11 protein-coding genes are annotated in these 13,778 nt (G+C 70.5%); 10 read left to right on the plus strand and 1 reads right to left on the minus strand.

Annotated elements, in window-relative coordinates:
- Positions 1-222: 222 nt before the first annotated feature.
- Positions 223-831 carry a beta-class carbonic anhydrase gene (locus ACZ56U_RS34830; protein WP_469087921.1) on the minus strand — a complete coding sequence of 203 codons (609 nt, stop codon included), beginning with the start codon at positions 829-831 and terminating at the stop codon, positions 223-225.
- A 378-nt stretch (positions 832-1,209) separates the two neighbouring features.
- On the opposite strand from ACZ56U_RS34830, the gene rsmH reads away from it, so the two are divergent.
- From rsmH to ACZ56U_RS34880, 10 genes are all read left to right on the plus strand, one after another.
- Positions 1,210-2,166 (plus strand): 16S rRNA (cytosine(1402)-N(4))-methyltransferase RsmH, encoded by a 957-nt coding sequence (rsmH, locus tag ACZ56U_RS34835; RefSeq protein WP_391229978.1) that lies wholly within the window; start codon positions 1,210-1,212, stop codon positions 2,164-2,166.
- Between the two features lie 60 nt (positions 2,167-2,226).
- Positions 2,227-2,751: a cell division protein FtsL gene (ftsL, locus tag ACZ56U_RS34840; RefSeq protein WP_469087922.1), complete on the plus strand. Its 525-nt coding sequence runs from the start codon at positions 2,227-2,229 to the stop codon at positions 2,749-2,751.
- 5 nt (positions 2,752-2,756) lie between these two features.
- Positions 2,757-4,709, plus strand: coding sequence for a peptidoglycan D,D-transpeptidase FtsI family protein (locus tag ACZ56U_RS34845; protein WP_469087923.1), 1,953 nt, complete (start codon positions 2,757-2,759; stop codon positions 4,707-4,709).
- A 174-nt stretch (positions 4,710-4,883) separates the two neighbouring features.
- Positions 4,884-6,404 carry a UDP-N-acetylmuramoyl-L-alanyl-D-glutamate--2,6-diaminopimelate ligase gene (locus tag ACZ56U_RS34850; protein ID WP_469087924.1) on the plus strand — a complete coding sequence of 507 codons (1,521 nt, stop codon included), beginning with the start codon at positions 4,884-4,886 and terminating at the stop codon, positions 6,402-6,404.
- Positions 6,405-6,408: 4 nt separating this feature from the next.
- Positions 6,409-7,809 carry a UDP-N-acetylmuramoyl-tripeptide--D-alanyl-D-alanine ligase gene (locus ACZ56U_RS34855; RefSeq protein ID WP_469087925.1) on the plus strand — a complete coding sequence of 467 codons (1,401 nt, stop codon included), beginning with the start codon at positions 6,409-6,411 and terminating at the stop codon, positions 7,807-7,809.
- On the plus strand, positions 7,806-8,879 hold the full coding sequence (mraY, locus tag ACZ56U_RS34860) for a phospho-N-acetylmuramoyl-pentapeptide-transferase (protein WP_391229989.1): 1,074 nt from the start codon (positions 7,806-7,808) through the stop codon (positions 8,877-8,879). Before ACZ56U_RS34855 ends, mraY begins: the two co-directional genes overlap by 4 nt.
- Positions 8,861-10,294, plus strand: a complete 1,434-nt coding sequence (murD, locus tag ACZ56U_RS34865; protein WP_469087926.1) for a UDP-N-acetylmuramoyl-L-alanine--D-glutamate ligase — start codon at positions 8,861-8,863, stop codon at positions 10,292-10,294. Before mraY ends, murD begins: the two co-directional genes overlap by 19 nt.
- A 20-nt stretch (positions 10,295-10,314) precedes the next feature.
- Complete coding sequence (gene ftsW / locus ACZ56U_RS34870) at positions 10,315-11,664, plus strand: putative lipid II flippase FtsW (protein ID WP_469087927.1); 1,350 nt, start codon at positions 10,315-10,317, stop codon at positions 11,662-11,664.
- A 6-nt stretch (positions 11,665-11,670) separates the two neighbouring features.
- The gene (gene murG, locus ACZ56U_RS34875) at positions 11,671-12,768 is read left to right on the plus strand and encodes an undecaprenyldiphospho-muramoylpentapeptide beta-N-acetylglucosaminyltransferase (RefSeq protein ID WP_391229996.1); all 1,098 of its coding nucleotides are present in this window, start codon (positions 11,671-11,673) and stop codon (positions 12,766-12,768) included.
- A gap of 36 nt (positions 12,769-12,804) precedes the next feature.
- Positions 12,805-13,599, plus strand: a complete 795-nt coding sequence (locus ACZ56U_RS34880) for a cell division protein FtsQ/DivIB (protein ID WP_469087928.1) — start codon at positions 12,805-12,807, stop codon at positions 13,597-13,599.
- Positions 13,600-13,778 lie beyond the last annotated feature (179 nt).

A 13,778-nucleotide genomic window follows, 5' to 3' on the forward strand; every position in this document is an offset into this window, starting at 1 on the left:
CCGTTCTTTCCCGGGCCGACGCTCTGCGTTGCGGACCGGCCCACCCCGAATCACGGACACCGCACGGAAATGGTTCCGCGCGACGTCCATCCCCGCATTCTTGCTGCCGTTACCGATTCGTGTCACTCGCCTGTGGACAACTGACCGCGATATGTCGGCCTTACTGCCTTTTCGGCGGCCCCGAACCGGAAATCAACAGCAGAACGACAGCTTCGGTGGGCGTCAGACCGGGTCGACCTCGCGCAGCAGACCCGTCTTCACGTCGAACACGAAGCCGCGCACGTCGTCGGTATGCAGCAGGAACGGGTTGGTGCGCACCCGCTGCATGGACTGCCGTACGTCCTGGTCGACGTCCCGGAAGGACTCCACGGCCCAGGCCGGGCGCTGGCCGACCTCCATCTCCAGGTCGGTGCGGAAGTCCTCGGTGATCTGCTCCAGACCGCAGCCGGTGTGGTGGATCAGGACGACGCTGCGGGTGCCGAGCTTGCGCTGGCTGATGGTGAGCGAGCGGATCACGTCATCGGTGACCACGCCTCCCGCGTTGCGGATGGTGTGGCAGTCGCCGAGCTCCAGGCCGAGCGCCTCGTGCAGGTCGAGGCGGGCGTCCATGCAGGCCACGACGGCGACGCGCAGGACGGGACGGGCGTCCATGCCGGGGTCGGCGAACGAGGCGGCATATCGTGCGTTGGCCTGGACGAGACGGTCGGTGACCGCGGTGTCCCGTATGGCGTCTTCGGGCGCGGCGGCGGCGGATGCGGAAGTCGTCATAGGCACGACGGTACTGGTCACAGGGGTTCCGGTCCTGTCGTGAGAGCGGAAAAAGAGTGCCATCACGCCCTCTCTGTGAGGTAAGCCACAAGGGGGTGGTGGTGCGTCCGAGCGGGTGATTTCGCCGGGCCGGGCGCTTCGGGCCGGAGCCGGGCCGCGCCGCGCAGGCCGGTTGATTGACCGCGAGACACCGTGGACTAAAGTGACGCGAAGCGGGAGGCGAGGTCTCCCTGCTGGACTGAATTCCCACGGAGACACCGGCCAAGCAGCCGGATCTCCCCACGTGCGCGGCGCGCACGTACGGCTCGGCCTCCTCCCGCTCCCGGCCGGCTGACGCTCCCGGCGCCGGCGGGCCTCCCCTTCACCGGGGGTTTCCCCGGTTGTTCGGGGGAAGGCGGGGACCCGGCGGTGCGTACGGCCCGCCGGATCTGAGAGGGCCCCTTGAGCAACAGTCGACACGTCCCGGTGATGCTCCAGCGGTGCCTGGACATGTTGGCCCCCGCCCTCCAGGCCCCCGGCGCCGTCGTCGTCGACTGCACCCTCGGGCTCGGCGGCCACAGCGAGGCCCTGCTCCAGCGGTTCCCCGAGGCCCGGCTCGTCGCCCTCGACCGCGACAAGGAGGCCCTGCGCCTGTCCGGCGAGCGCCTCGCGCCCTACGGCGAACGCGCCACCCTCGTCCACGCGGTCTACGACGAGCTCCCCGAGGTCCTCGACCGACTCGGCCTCCCACGCGTGCAGGGCGTCCTGTTCGACCTCGGCGTCTCCTCCATGCAGCTCGACGAGGCCGACCGCGGTTTCGCCTACGCCCAGGACGCCCCGCTCGACATGCGCATGGACCAGACGACCGGCGTCAGCGCCGCCGAGGTCCTCAACACCTACCCGCCCGGTGAGCTCGTCCGGATCCTTCGCGCGTACGGCGAGGAGAAGCAGGCCAAGCGGATCGTGAGCGCGATCGTGCGCGAACGCGACAAGGAGCCGTTCTCCCACAGCGCGCGGCTCGTCGAGCTGATCCGCGACTCCCTGCCGCAGGCCGCCAAGCGCACCGGCGGAAACCCCGCCAAGCGCACTTTCCAGGCGCTGCGCATCGAGGTCAACGGGGAACTCGCCGTCCTGGAACGGGCGATCCCGGCCGCCGTGGCGGCGCTCGCGGTGGGCGGGCGGATCGCCGTCCTGTCGTACCACTCGCTCGAGGACCGTCTGGTCAAGCAGGTGTTCGCGGCCGGTGCCGCCACCACCGCGCCCCCCGGACTGCCGGTCGTCCCCGAGCAGTACCAGCCGAGGCTCAAGCTGCTGACGCGCGGTGCCGAACTTCCCACGGAGGAAGAGGTCGCCGAGAACCGGCGGGCGGCGCCCGCGCGGTTGCGTGGCGCCGAGCGCATCAGGGAGTCCCTGGAATGAGGGGAACGAGGGGAATGGGGAGCGTGAGCGAGTTGGGAAACCGGACTCACTGGAGGCGGAGTGAGTAGGAAACCCGAACTGAAAGGGCGGGCCGCCCGTCTCGCGCGGCTCTTCCCGACGGCCGGGGGCCGCGGACAGGCGGCCCGCACCCCGTTCGTCCTGCTCGTCGTCCTGCTCCTCGGCGGGGGCCTCATCGGGCTCCTCGTGCTGAACTCCGCGCTCTCCGAAGGGTCGTTCAAGCTCGACGACCTCGAGAAGGAGACGAAGAGCCTCACCGACCAGGAGCAGGCCCTGCAACGGGACATCGACTCCTACTCCGCCCCGGACGCCCTCCAGCGGCGCGCCCGCGAGCTCGGCATGGTCCCCGGCGGCGACCCCGCCTTCCTCGACCCCGACGGCAGAGTCAAGGGCGTCCCGGGAGAGGCGACCCAGCAGGCCTATACGCAGGTCGTACCGCCACCCGAGGCGGTGGTGCCGCTGACGGCGACCTCGGTGCCGCCGACCCCCACCCCCGGCCCGGCGGCCACCCCCACGCCGAGCCCCGCCCCCACCGTGTCCTCCGCGACCCCGACTCCCGGCAGGTGACGGAAGTGTCCGACAGGGAACCGCCGCGCCGCCGCGTACCCGGCCCCGCCAGGCCCGCCTCCGACGCCCGGCGGCGGCCCCGGCCCGGACCCGGCGCCCGCCCGGCCCGCCGCCCCGCCGCGCCCCGGCCCACGGGTCCGCGCGTCATCCGGCTCGGCAGCCCCCGGCCCCGGCTGCGCATGGTCAGCCTCGCCCTGACCCTCGTCCTGATCACCTTCGCCGTACGGCTGCTCCAGGTGCAGGCCGTCGACGCGAGCACCTACGCCGCCAAGGCCCAGCAGAACCGGTACGTCGGCTACACCCTGGCCGCCGAGCGCGGCCAGATCACCGACCGCGCCGGAGTGGCCCTGGCGACCAGCGTCGACGCGTACGACATCACGGCCGACCCCACGCTCTTCGGCAAGAAGCAGCTGAAGGTCGCCGACGGTCCCGAGCAGGCGGCCGCCCTCCTCGCACCGATCCTCGGCAAGGACCAGGCCGAGCTGACCGGGAAGCTGCGCGCCAAGGGGCAGTACGTCAAGCTCGCCGGGCGGCAGACGCCGCAGGTCTGGCGGCAGATCAAGGACCTCAAGAGCGCGCTGGCTACGAAGGCGGGGGAGGACCACACCACCGTCAACGTCCTCGCCGGGGTCTTCGCCGTCGCCACCAGCAAGCGCGTGTACCCCAACGGCGACCTCGCCGCCGGGATACTGGGCTGGGTCAACGCCGACGGCAAGGGCGGCGGCGGGGTCGAGCAGAAGCTGAACACCCTGCTGTCCGGCAAGGACGGCAAGATCCGCTACGCCCAGTCCGGTGGCCGGCAGGTCCCCACCGCCGGTTCCACCGAGACCCCCGCGGTGCCCGGCAGCGACGTCGAGCTCACCATCGACCGCGACATCCAGTGGGCGGCGCAGGACGCCATCAGCGAGCAGGTGCGCAAGTCCGGGGCGGACCGCGGGTACGTGATGGTGCAGGACACCCGGACCGGGGAGATCCTCGCCATGGCCAACTCGCCCGGCTTCGACCCGGGCGACCTCTCCCGGGCCGACCCGAACACCCTGCACAACTGGGCTCTGGAGGACGCCTACGAGCCCGGCTCCACCGCCAAGGTCATGTCGATGGCCGCCGCGCTGGAGGAGAACGTCGCGACGCCGCTGACGCAGGTCGTCGTGCCGAACCGGCTGCACCGCGGCGACCGGCTCTTCAAGGACGACATCGACCACGAGACCTGGTACCTCACGCTCAACGGCGTGCTCGCCAAGTCCAGCAACATCGGTACCATCCTGGCGACCGGTCAGCTGGGCCGCACGCAGGCGCAGATCAACCGGACCCTCTACTCCTACCTGCGCAAGTTCGGCCTCGGCAGTTACAGCGGCCTGGGCTTCCCCGGCGAGACCAAGGGCATCCTCGCGGCACCGCAGGACTGGTCGACCTCGCAGCAGTACACGATTCCTTTCGGCCAGGGCGTCTCGCTCAACGCGATGCAGGCCGCGTCCGTCTACTCGACGATCGCCAACGGCGGCGTACGCGTCGAACCCACGCTCGTACGCGGCACGAAGGGTCCCGACGGACGCTTCACGCCCGCCGCGAAGCCCGAGAAGACCAGGGTGATCAGCGAGAAGACGGCGAAGACCCTCGCCCGGATGCTGGAGTCGGTGGTGGACGACCGGGACGGTACCGGCACCAAGGCGCGTATCCCCGGCTACCGGGTCGCGGGCAAGACGGGTACGGCCAACCGCGTGGATCCGGCCACCGGCAAGTACCACGGCTACACCTCCTCGTTCGCCGGATTCGCGCCCGCCGACAAGCCCCGGATCACCGTGTACTGCGCCATCCAGAACGCCACCAAGGGCAGTTACTTCGGCGGCCAGATCTGCGGCCCGGTCTACAAGCAGGTCATGGAGTTCGCCCTGAAGTCCCTCCAGGTCCCGCCGACCGGCGCCAAGTCCGCCAGCCTCCCCGTCACCTTCACCCCCTGACCCGCACGCCTCAGCACGGAACCACCCAGGAACCAGCTCGTGACAACGATCACTCCCGACCCCGGGAACCAGGCCACGCCCCTGCCCTCACTTCGCTCGGAAGTGGGTGCGCCCGGTACGCTCACCGCCGTGCCACACGCTGATCAGTCCCAAACCACCCAGAAGGGGCATCCCGTGACATACCCCGGGCCGCCCAGGCCGGTTCAGGTCTCCGCCGCACCCCTCGCGGAACTCGCCGACCAACTGGGTGTCGCACGCCCGGAGAACGACGCGCGGATCACGGGCATCACCCATGACTCCCGTGCCGTCCGCCCCGGCGACCTGTACGCCGCCCTCCCGGGCGCCCGGCTGCACGGCGCCGACTTCGTCACCCAGGCCACCGGCCTCGGCGCGGCCGCCGTGCTGACCGACCCGACCGGCGCCGACCGCGCCGCCGCGAGCGGGCTGCCCGTGCTGGTCGTCGACGACCCGCGCGCGCTGATGGGCGAACTCGCGGCCACCATCTACGGTCACCCGGGCCGCGATCTGCTCCAGATCGGCATCACCGGCACCTCCGGCAAGACCACCACCGCCTACCTGGTGGAAGGCGGTCTGAAGACGGTCCGCAGCACCGGACTCATCGGCACCGTGGAGATGCGGATCGGTGACGAGCGCATCAAGTCCGAGCGCACCACCCCCGAGGCCACCGACCTCCAGGCCCTGTTCGCGGTCATGCGCGAACGCGGCGTCGAGGCGGTCGCGATGGAGGTCTCCAGCCACGCGCTGGTGCTCGGCCGCGTCGACGGCACCGTCTTCGACATCGCGGTGTTCAACAACCTGAGCCCGGAGCACATGGAGTTCCACTCCGACATGGAGGACTACTTCCAGGCGAAGGCCCAGCTGTTCACGCCCCGACGCAGCAGACTCGGCATCGTCAACCTCGACGACGAGTACGGCCGCAGGCTGGTCAAGGAGGCCGGGGTCCCGATCGTCACCTTCTCCGCCGAGGGCCACCCCGACGCCGACTGGCGGGCCGAGGACGTCCAGGTCGGCCCGATGGACTCCACGTTCACCGTGATCGGCCCCAAGGGCGAGCGGATCTCCGCCAGGTCGCCGATCGCCGGACCCTTCAACGTGGCCAACACCCTGGCCGCCATCACCGCCCTCGCCCTCGCGGGCCTCGACCCGCAGACCGCCGCCGACGGCATCGCCGCGGTGCCGGGCGTGCCGGGGCGCCTGGAGCGGGTGGACGCCGGGCAGCCGTATCTCGCGGTCGTGGACTACGCCCACAAGACCGACGCCGTCGAATCGGTCCTGCGCGCCCTGCGCAAGGTCACCGAGGGCAGGCTGCACATCGTGCTCGGTTGCGGCGGCGACCGTGACAGGACCAAGCGCGGGCCCATGGGAGCCGCCGCGGCCCGGCTCGCCGACACCGCCGTACTGACCTCCGACAACCCCCGCTCCGAGGACCCCCTCGCCATCCTCGCCACCATGCTCGACGGTGCCGCGTCCGTACCGTCGCACGAGCGCGGTGAGGTCCAGGTCTTCGAGGACCGGGCCGCCGCGATCGCCGCCGCCGTCGCCCGCGCCCGGCCGGGGGACACCGTGCTGGTCGCCGGCAAGGGCCACGAGCAGGGCCAGGACATCGCCGGAGTGGTCCGTCCCTTCGACGACCGCCAGGTGCTTCGAGAAGCCATTCAGAAGACCCAGGGATGAACTTGTGATCGCCCTCTCTCTCGCCGAGATCGCCTCAGTCGTCGGCGGGCAGACGCACGACATACCGGATCCGTCCGTCCAGGTCACCGGACCCGTCGTCCGGGACTCCCGGGAGGCGGGGCCCGGCAGCCTCTTCGTCGCCTTCGTCGGCGAGCGCGTGGACGGCCACGACTTCGCGGCGCAGGTCGTCGGGGCGGGCGCGGTCGCCGTCCTCGCCTCGCGGCCCGTCGGCGTGCCCGCCATCGTCGTCGAGGACGTCCAGACGGCGCTGGGCGCGCTCGCCCGCCACGTCGTGCAACGGCTCGGCGCGACCCTCGTGGCCCTCACCGGCTCCGCGGGCAAGACCAGCACCAAGGACCTGATCGCCCAGGTGCTCCAGCGCAAGGCGCCGACGGTGTGGACCCCGGGCTCGCTCAACAACGAGATCGGGCTGCCGCTGACCGCCCTCAGCGCCACCGACGAGACCAGGTTCCTGGTCCTGGAGATGGGCGCCCGCGGTATCGGCCACATCCGCTACCTCGCGGACCTGACGCCTCCGAGGATCGGTCTCGTCCTGAACGTCGGCACCGCCCACATCGGCGAGTTCGGCGGCCGGGAGCAGATCGCCCAGGCCAAGGGCGAACTGGTGGAGTCCCTGCCCGAGGACGGCGCCGCGATCCTCAACGCCGACGACCCCCTCGTACGGGCCATGGCATCCCGTACGAAGGCGAAGGTGGTCCTTTTCGGAGAGTCCGACGAAGCGGACGTACGTGCCGAGAACGTGCGACTCACGGACACCGGACAGCCCGCCTTCAGGCTTCGCACACCCTCCGGTGACAGCGACGTGACCATGCGCCTGTACGGTGAGCACCACGTGTCGAACGCGCTCGCCGCGGCCGCCGTCGCCCATGAGCTGGGCATGTCCGCAGCTGAGATCGCCACCGCGCTCTCCGAGGCGGGCTCCCTCTCCCGCTGGCGTATGGAGGTCACCGAGCGCCCGGACGGCGTGACGGTCGTCAACGACGCCTACAACGCGAACCCCGAGTCCATGCGAGCGGCTTTGCGCGCGCTCGCGGCCATGGGCAAGGGGCGGCGGACCTGGGCGGTGCTCGGCAAGATGGCCGAGCTCGGGGACGAGGCGCTCGCCGAGCACGACGCGGTCGGACGGCTCGCCGTCCGGCTCAACGTCAGCAAGCTCGTCGCGGTCGGGGGCAGGGAAGCGTCCTGGCTGCAACTGGGCGCATATAACGAGGGTTCGTGGGGTGAGGAGTCGGTGCACGTGTCCGACGCACAGTCGGCGGTCGACCTGTTGCGCAGCGAGCTGCGTCCGGGAGACGTCGTACTCGTGAAGGCGTCCCGTTCGGTCGGCCTGGAGAGTGTCGCCGCGGCGCTGCTCGGCGCCGAGGGTGAGGTTGCCGCCCGATGATGAAGCAGATCCTGTTCGCAGGAGTCATTGGTCTGTTCCTGACCCTGGTCGGCACCCCGCTGCTGATCAAACTGCTCGCGCGCAAGGGCTACGGTCAGTACATCCGAGACGACGGCCCGCGCGAGCACGCCAGCAAGCGCGGTACGCCGACCATGGGTGGTATCGCCTTCATCCTGGCGACGGTTGTCGCCTACTTCCTGTCCAAGGTCATCACCGGCTACCCCCCGACCTACTCGGGTCTGCTGGTGCTCGGCCTGATGGTCGGCATGGGCCTGGTCGGCTTCCTCGACGACTACATCAAGATCGTCAAGCGGCGTTCGCTCGGTCTGCGGGCCAAGGCCAAGATGGCCGGCCAGCTGATCGTCGGCATCAGCTTCGCGGTGCTCGCCCTGATGTTCCCGGACGCCCGCAACAACACCCCCGCCTCCGACCGGCTGTCGTTCATCACGGACTTCGGCTGGAAGATCGGCCCGGTGCTGTTCGTGATCTGGGCGCTGTTCATGATCCTCGCCATGTCCAACGGCGTGAACCTGACGGACGGTCTGGACGGCCTGGCCACCGGCGCCTCCGTACTCGTCTTCGGCGCCTACACCTTCATCGGCGTCTGGCAGTTCCAGGAGTCCTGCGCCAACGCGGGCACCCTGACCAACCCGGGTGCCTGCTACGAGGTACGGGATCCCCTCGACCTGGCGGTCATCGCCTCGGCGCTGATGGGTGCCTGCCTCGGCTTCCTGTGGTGGAACACCTCGCCGGCCAAGATCTTCATGGGCGACACGGGTTCGCTCGCGCTCGGCGGCGTCCTCACCGGCCTGGCCATCCTCTCCCGCACGGAGCTGCTGGTGGCCATCATGGGCGGCCTGTTCGTCCTCATCACCATGTCCGTGGTCATCCAGGTCGGCTCCTTCAAGCTCACCGGCAAGCGCGTCTTCCGGATGGCGCCGCTCCAGCACCACTTCGAGCTCAAAGGCTGGTCCGAGGTCCTTGTGGTGGTCCGTTTCTGGATCATCCAGGGCATCTGCGTGATCGTCGGCCTGGGCCTCTTCTACGCGGGATGGGCAGCGGAAAAGTGACCTCCTCGGAGTCTGCCGACTGGCAGGGCAAGCACGTCACCGTCGCCGGCCTCGGCGTCTCCGGCCTCCCGGCGGCCAAGGCCCTGCACGCGCGCGGAGCCGTCGTCACGGTCGTCAACGACGGCGACGACGCACGCGCGCGTGAGCAGGCCGCCGAACTTCAGGCGCTCGGCATCACCGTCCGCCTCGGCGACGGCGCGACCCTGCCCGAGGGCACCGAGCTCGTCGTCACCGCCCCCGGCTGGCAGCCCGACAAGCCACTGTTCACGGCGGCCCGCGAGGCCGGCGTCGACATCTGGGGGGACGTGGAGCTCGCCTGGCGGCTGCGCGGCCCCGACGCGGCCCCCTGGCTCGCCATCACCGGCACCAACGGCAAGACGACCACCACCCAGATGCTGGCGTCGATCCTGACGGCCGCCGGGCTGCGCACCGCCGCCGTCGGCAACATCGGCGTCTCCCTGCTGGACGCGGTGCTCGGCGAGGAGCGCTACGACGTCCTCGCCGTGGAGTTGTCCAGCTACCAGCTGCACTGGGCGCCCTCCCTGCGCGCCCACTCCGCCGCCGTGCTCAACCTCGCGCCGGACCACCTGGACTGGCACGGCTCCATGGAGGCGTACGCGCGCGACAAGGGCCGCGTCTACGAGGGCAATCGCGTGGCCTGCGTCTACAACGTGGCCGACAAGGCCACCGAGGACCTGGTGCGTGAGGCGGACGTGGAGGAGGGCTGCCGGGCCATCGGCTTCACCCTCGGCTCCCCGGGCCCCTCCCAACTCGGCGTCGTGGACGGCATCCTGGTCGACCGCGCCTTCGTCGAGAACCGGCAGAAGAACGCGCAGGAGCTCGCCGAGATCTCCGACGTCACCCCGCCGGCCCCGCACAACATCGCCAACGCCCTTGCGGCGGCGGCCCTCGCGCGCGCCTTCGGGGTGCCCGCCAAGGCCGTACGCGACGGTCTGCGGGCCTTCACGCCGGACGCGCACCGCATCGCGCACGTGGCCGACCTGGACGGCGTCTCCTACGTCGACGACTCCAAGGCCACCAACACCCATGCGGCACAAGCCTCGTTGGCGGCGTACGAGTCGATCGTGTGGATCGCGGGCGGCCTCGCCAAGGGCGCCACCTTCGACGAACTGGTCGCCCGGTCGGCACAACGGTTGCGCGGTGCCGTGCTCATCGGACAGGACCGCGAGCTGATCCGTGAAGCCCTCGCGCGACACGCCCCGGAAGTACCCGTCGTCGACCTCGACCGGACCGACACTGGGGCGATGCTCCAGGCGGTGACGGAGGCGAAGCGGCTCGCTCGGCCCGGCGACACGGTGCTGCTGGCCCCGGCCTGCGCCTCCATGGACATGTTCACCAACTACAACAAGCGCGGTGACGCGTTCGCGGAGGCGGTTCGCGAACTCGGCTCCTGACCGACGTAGCGGAGGCTCTGATGCCCACTAGCCGTACCGGCCGACCGCCCGTGCAGCGGGCCGTCAGACGTCCCGCGGCTTCCCGGGCACCGCGGGAGAACCCCGTCCAACAGCTCGTCACCCGCGCGCGCAAGGCGTGGGACCGGCCCCTGACCGCGTACTACCTGATCCTCGGCGGCAGTCTGCTGATCACCGTGCTGGGTCTGGTGATGGTCTACTCGGCCTCCCAGATCAAGGCGTTGCAGATGTCGCTGCCGGGGTCCTACTTCTTCCGCAAGCAGCTCCTCGCCGCCTCGATCGGCGCCGGGCTGATGCTGCTCGCCTCGCGGATGCCGGTGAAGCTGCACCGGGCGCTGGCCTACCCGATCCTCGCGGGCGCCGTCTTCCTGATGGCGCTGGTGCAGGTGCCGGGGATAGGGATGGCGGTCAACGGCAACCAGAACTGGATCTCGCTCGGCGGTTCCTTCCAGATCCAGCCCAGCGAGTTCGGCAAGCTCGCCCTGGTGCTGTGGGGTGCCGACCTGCTCGCCCGCAAGCAGGACAAGAAGCTGCTCACGCAGTGGAAACACATGCTGGTGCCGCTCGTCCCGGTCGCCTTCATGCTGCTCGGGCTGATCATGCTCGGCGGCGACATGGGCACCGCGATCATCCTCACGGCGATCCTTTTCGGCCTGTTGTGGCTCGCGGGGGCACCGACCCGGCTGTTCGTCGGGGTGTTGTCGGTGGCCGCCGCGATCGGTCTGATCCTCATCAAGACCAGCCCCAACCGGATGGCCCGGCTCCAGTGCATCGGCGCCACCGACCCCGGCCCGGGCGACACCTGCTGGCAGGCCGTGCACGGCATCTACGCCCTCGCCTCCGGCGGGATCTTCGGCTCCGGGCTCGGCGCGAGTGTGGAAAAATGGGGCCAACTCCCGGAAGCGCACACGGACTTCATCTTCGCCGTCACCGGTGAGGAACTGGGCCTCGCGGGGACGCTGTCGGTGCTGGCCCTCTTCGCGGCTCTAGGCTATGCGGGTATCCGCGTGGCCGGTCGTACGGAGGACCCCTTCGTCAGGTATGCCGCGGGAGGCGTGACCACCTGGATCACCGCGCAGGCGGTGATCAACATCGGTGCGGTGCTCGGTCTGCTGCCGATCGCCGGTGTCCCCCTCCCGCTGTTCTCCTACGGAGGATCCGCCCTGCTGCCGACCATGTTCGCCATCGGGCTGCTGATCGCCTTCGCGCGTGACGAGCCCGCTGCGCGGGCCGCGCTGTCGATGCGGCAGCCCCGCTTTGGTAGAAAGCGGGGAGGCGGGGGTCTCTCGGGGCCTCGGAGATGGAACACGATGCGACGGCGCGCCTCGGCGCGTTCGTCCGGAGAGCGGTGAATTTCGGTGCATGTCGTACTCGCCGGTGGGGGGACCGCCGGCCACATCGAGCCCGCGCTCGCCCTCGCGGACGCCCTGCGCAGGCAGGACCCCACCGTGGGGATCACGGCCCTGGGCACGGAGCGCGGCCTTGAGACTCGTCTCGTTCCCGAGCGCGGCTACGAACTCGCGCTGATCCCGGCCGTGCCCCTGCCACGCAAGCCCACCCCCGAGCTGATCACCGTCCCGGGCCGGCTGCGCGGCACCATCAAGGCCGCCGAGCAGATCCTGGAGCGCACCAAGGCGGACGCCGTGGTCGGCTTCGGCGGGTACGTGGCCCTGCCCGCCTACCTCGCCGCCAAGCGGCTCGGCGTGCCGATCGTGGTGCACGAGGCGAACGCCCGCCCCGGCCTCGCCAACAAGATCGGCTCCCGCTACGCCGCCAGGGTCGCCGTCTCCACCCCGGACAGCAAGCTCCGCGACGCCCGCTACATCGGCATCCCGCTGCGCCGGACCATCGCCACCCTGGACCGGGCCGCCGCCCGTCCCGAGGCCCGCGCGATGTTCGGCCTGGACCCGAACCTGCCGACCCTGCTGGTCTCCGGCGGCTCGCAGGGCGCCCGCCGCCTCAACGAGGTCGTGCAGCAGGTCGCGCCCTGGCTCCAGCAGGCCGGCATCCAGATCCTGCACGCGGTCGGCCCGAAGAACGAACTGCCGCACGTGCAGCAGATGCCGGGGATGCCCCCGTACATCCCGGTACCGTACGTGGACCGGATGGATCTCGCGTACGCCGCGGCCGACATGATGCTCTGCCGCGCGGGCGCGATGACCGTCGCCGAACTCTCCGCCGTCGGGCTCCCGGCCGCCTATGTCCCGCTGCCCATCGGCAACGGCGAACAGCGGCTCAACGCCCAGCCGGTGGTCAAGGCGGGCGGCGGTCTGCTGGTCGACGACGCGGAGCTGACCCCCGAGTGGGTGCAGCAGCAGGTCCTGCCCGTCCTCGCCGACCCGCACCGGCTGTACGAGATGTCCCGCGCCGCCGCCGAGTTCGGCCGCCGGGACGCCGACGAGCTGCTCGTCGGCATGGTGTACGAGGCGATCGCCGCCAGCCGAGCACACCGCTAGGCACGGCGTTTCCATGTAGAGCGAAGGGCAGGCAGCGTGGCCGGAACGACGACCGCCGAGCGCGGTGAACGCCAGCAGGAGTCGTCCGGCCCGCCGCCCGTCCGCCGGTTGCGGGCGCCTCGGCCCCGGACGGTCGTCGTCCTCGCCGTCGCGCTGGTCCTGCTCGGCGCGGGCTCCCTGTGGGCCCTGTACGGCTCGCAGTGGCTGCGCGTGGAGCGCGTGGCGGTCTCGGGCACCGGCGTTCTGACGCCCGCACAGGTGCGCGAGGCCGCCGATGTGCCGACCGGGGCGCCGCTGATTTCCGTGGACACCGACGCGATCGAGGCACGGTTGCTCCGGAAATTGCCCCGAATTGACGCGGTTGATGTGGCTCGTTCCTGGCCCCACGGAATCGATCTGAAAGTGGTTGAGCGCACTCCGGTTCTGATTGTCGAAAAGGGCGGAAAGTTTGCCGAAGTGGACGACGACGGCGTCCGTTTTGCCACGGTTTCCCGGGCCCCGAAAGGCGTTCCCGCGCTGGAATTGACGGTCTCCGAGTCGGGTTCCGCCGCCGCGAGCCTGCGCCGCTTCGGCGAGGAACGGCTGGTGCGCGAGGCGGTGCGGGTCGCCGGTCACATCCCGGCCGCCGTGGCGAAGAGCACCCGGACCGTCAAGGTGCGTTCCTACGACGACATCTCGCTGGAGTTGAGCGACGGTCGCACCGTCGCGTGGGGGAGTGGCGAGAAGGGGGCCGAGAAGGCCCGTACGCTCGACGCTCTCATGAAAGCGGTGCCGGACGCGCGGCACTTCGACGTCTCCGTTCCCACCGCCCCTGCGTCATCAGGGAGTTGACGTCCATCCGCGCAGGCCAGCACCCTGGTTGGCTACCGCTACGGCTGATCACATAGGGTGAAAAGAAAAACGGGAGGTTCGGCGTGTTCGTTGAACGTGCGCCACTTGTCGACTTAGTGTCCTGTTCAGAAGACTCCAGGGAACAGACACACTGGTAACCCTAAACTTCAACGTTAGGG

This window comes from Streptomyces sp. NPDC034103 (assembly GCF_055575395.1).

Excerpts from the sequence above, each read along its gene's own strand:
- ACZ56U_RS34830 (WP_469087921.1), bottom strand. The coding sequence starts at position 831 with ATGGCACTCTTTTTCCGCTCTCACGACAGGACCGGAACCCCTGTGACC.
- mraY (WP_391229989.1), top strand. The coding sequence starts at position 7,806 with ATGATGAAGCAGATCCTGTTCGCAGGAGTCATTGGTCTGTTCCTGACC.
- murD (WP_469087926.1), top strand. The coding sequence starts at position 8,861 with ATGGGCAGCGGAAAAGTGACCTCCTCGGAGTCTGCCGACTGGCAGGGC.
- ftsW (WP_469087927.1), top strand. The coding sequence starts at position 10,315 with ATGCCCACTAGCCGTACCGGCCGACCGCCCGTGCAGCGGGCCGTCAGA.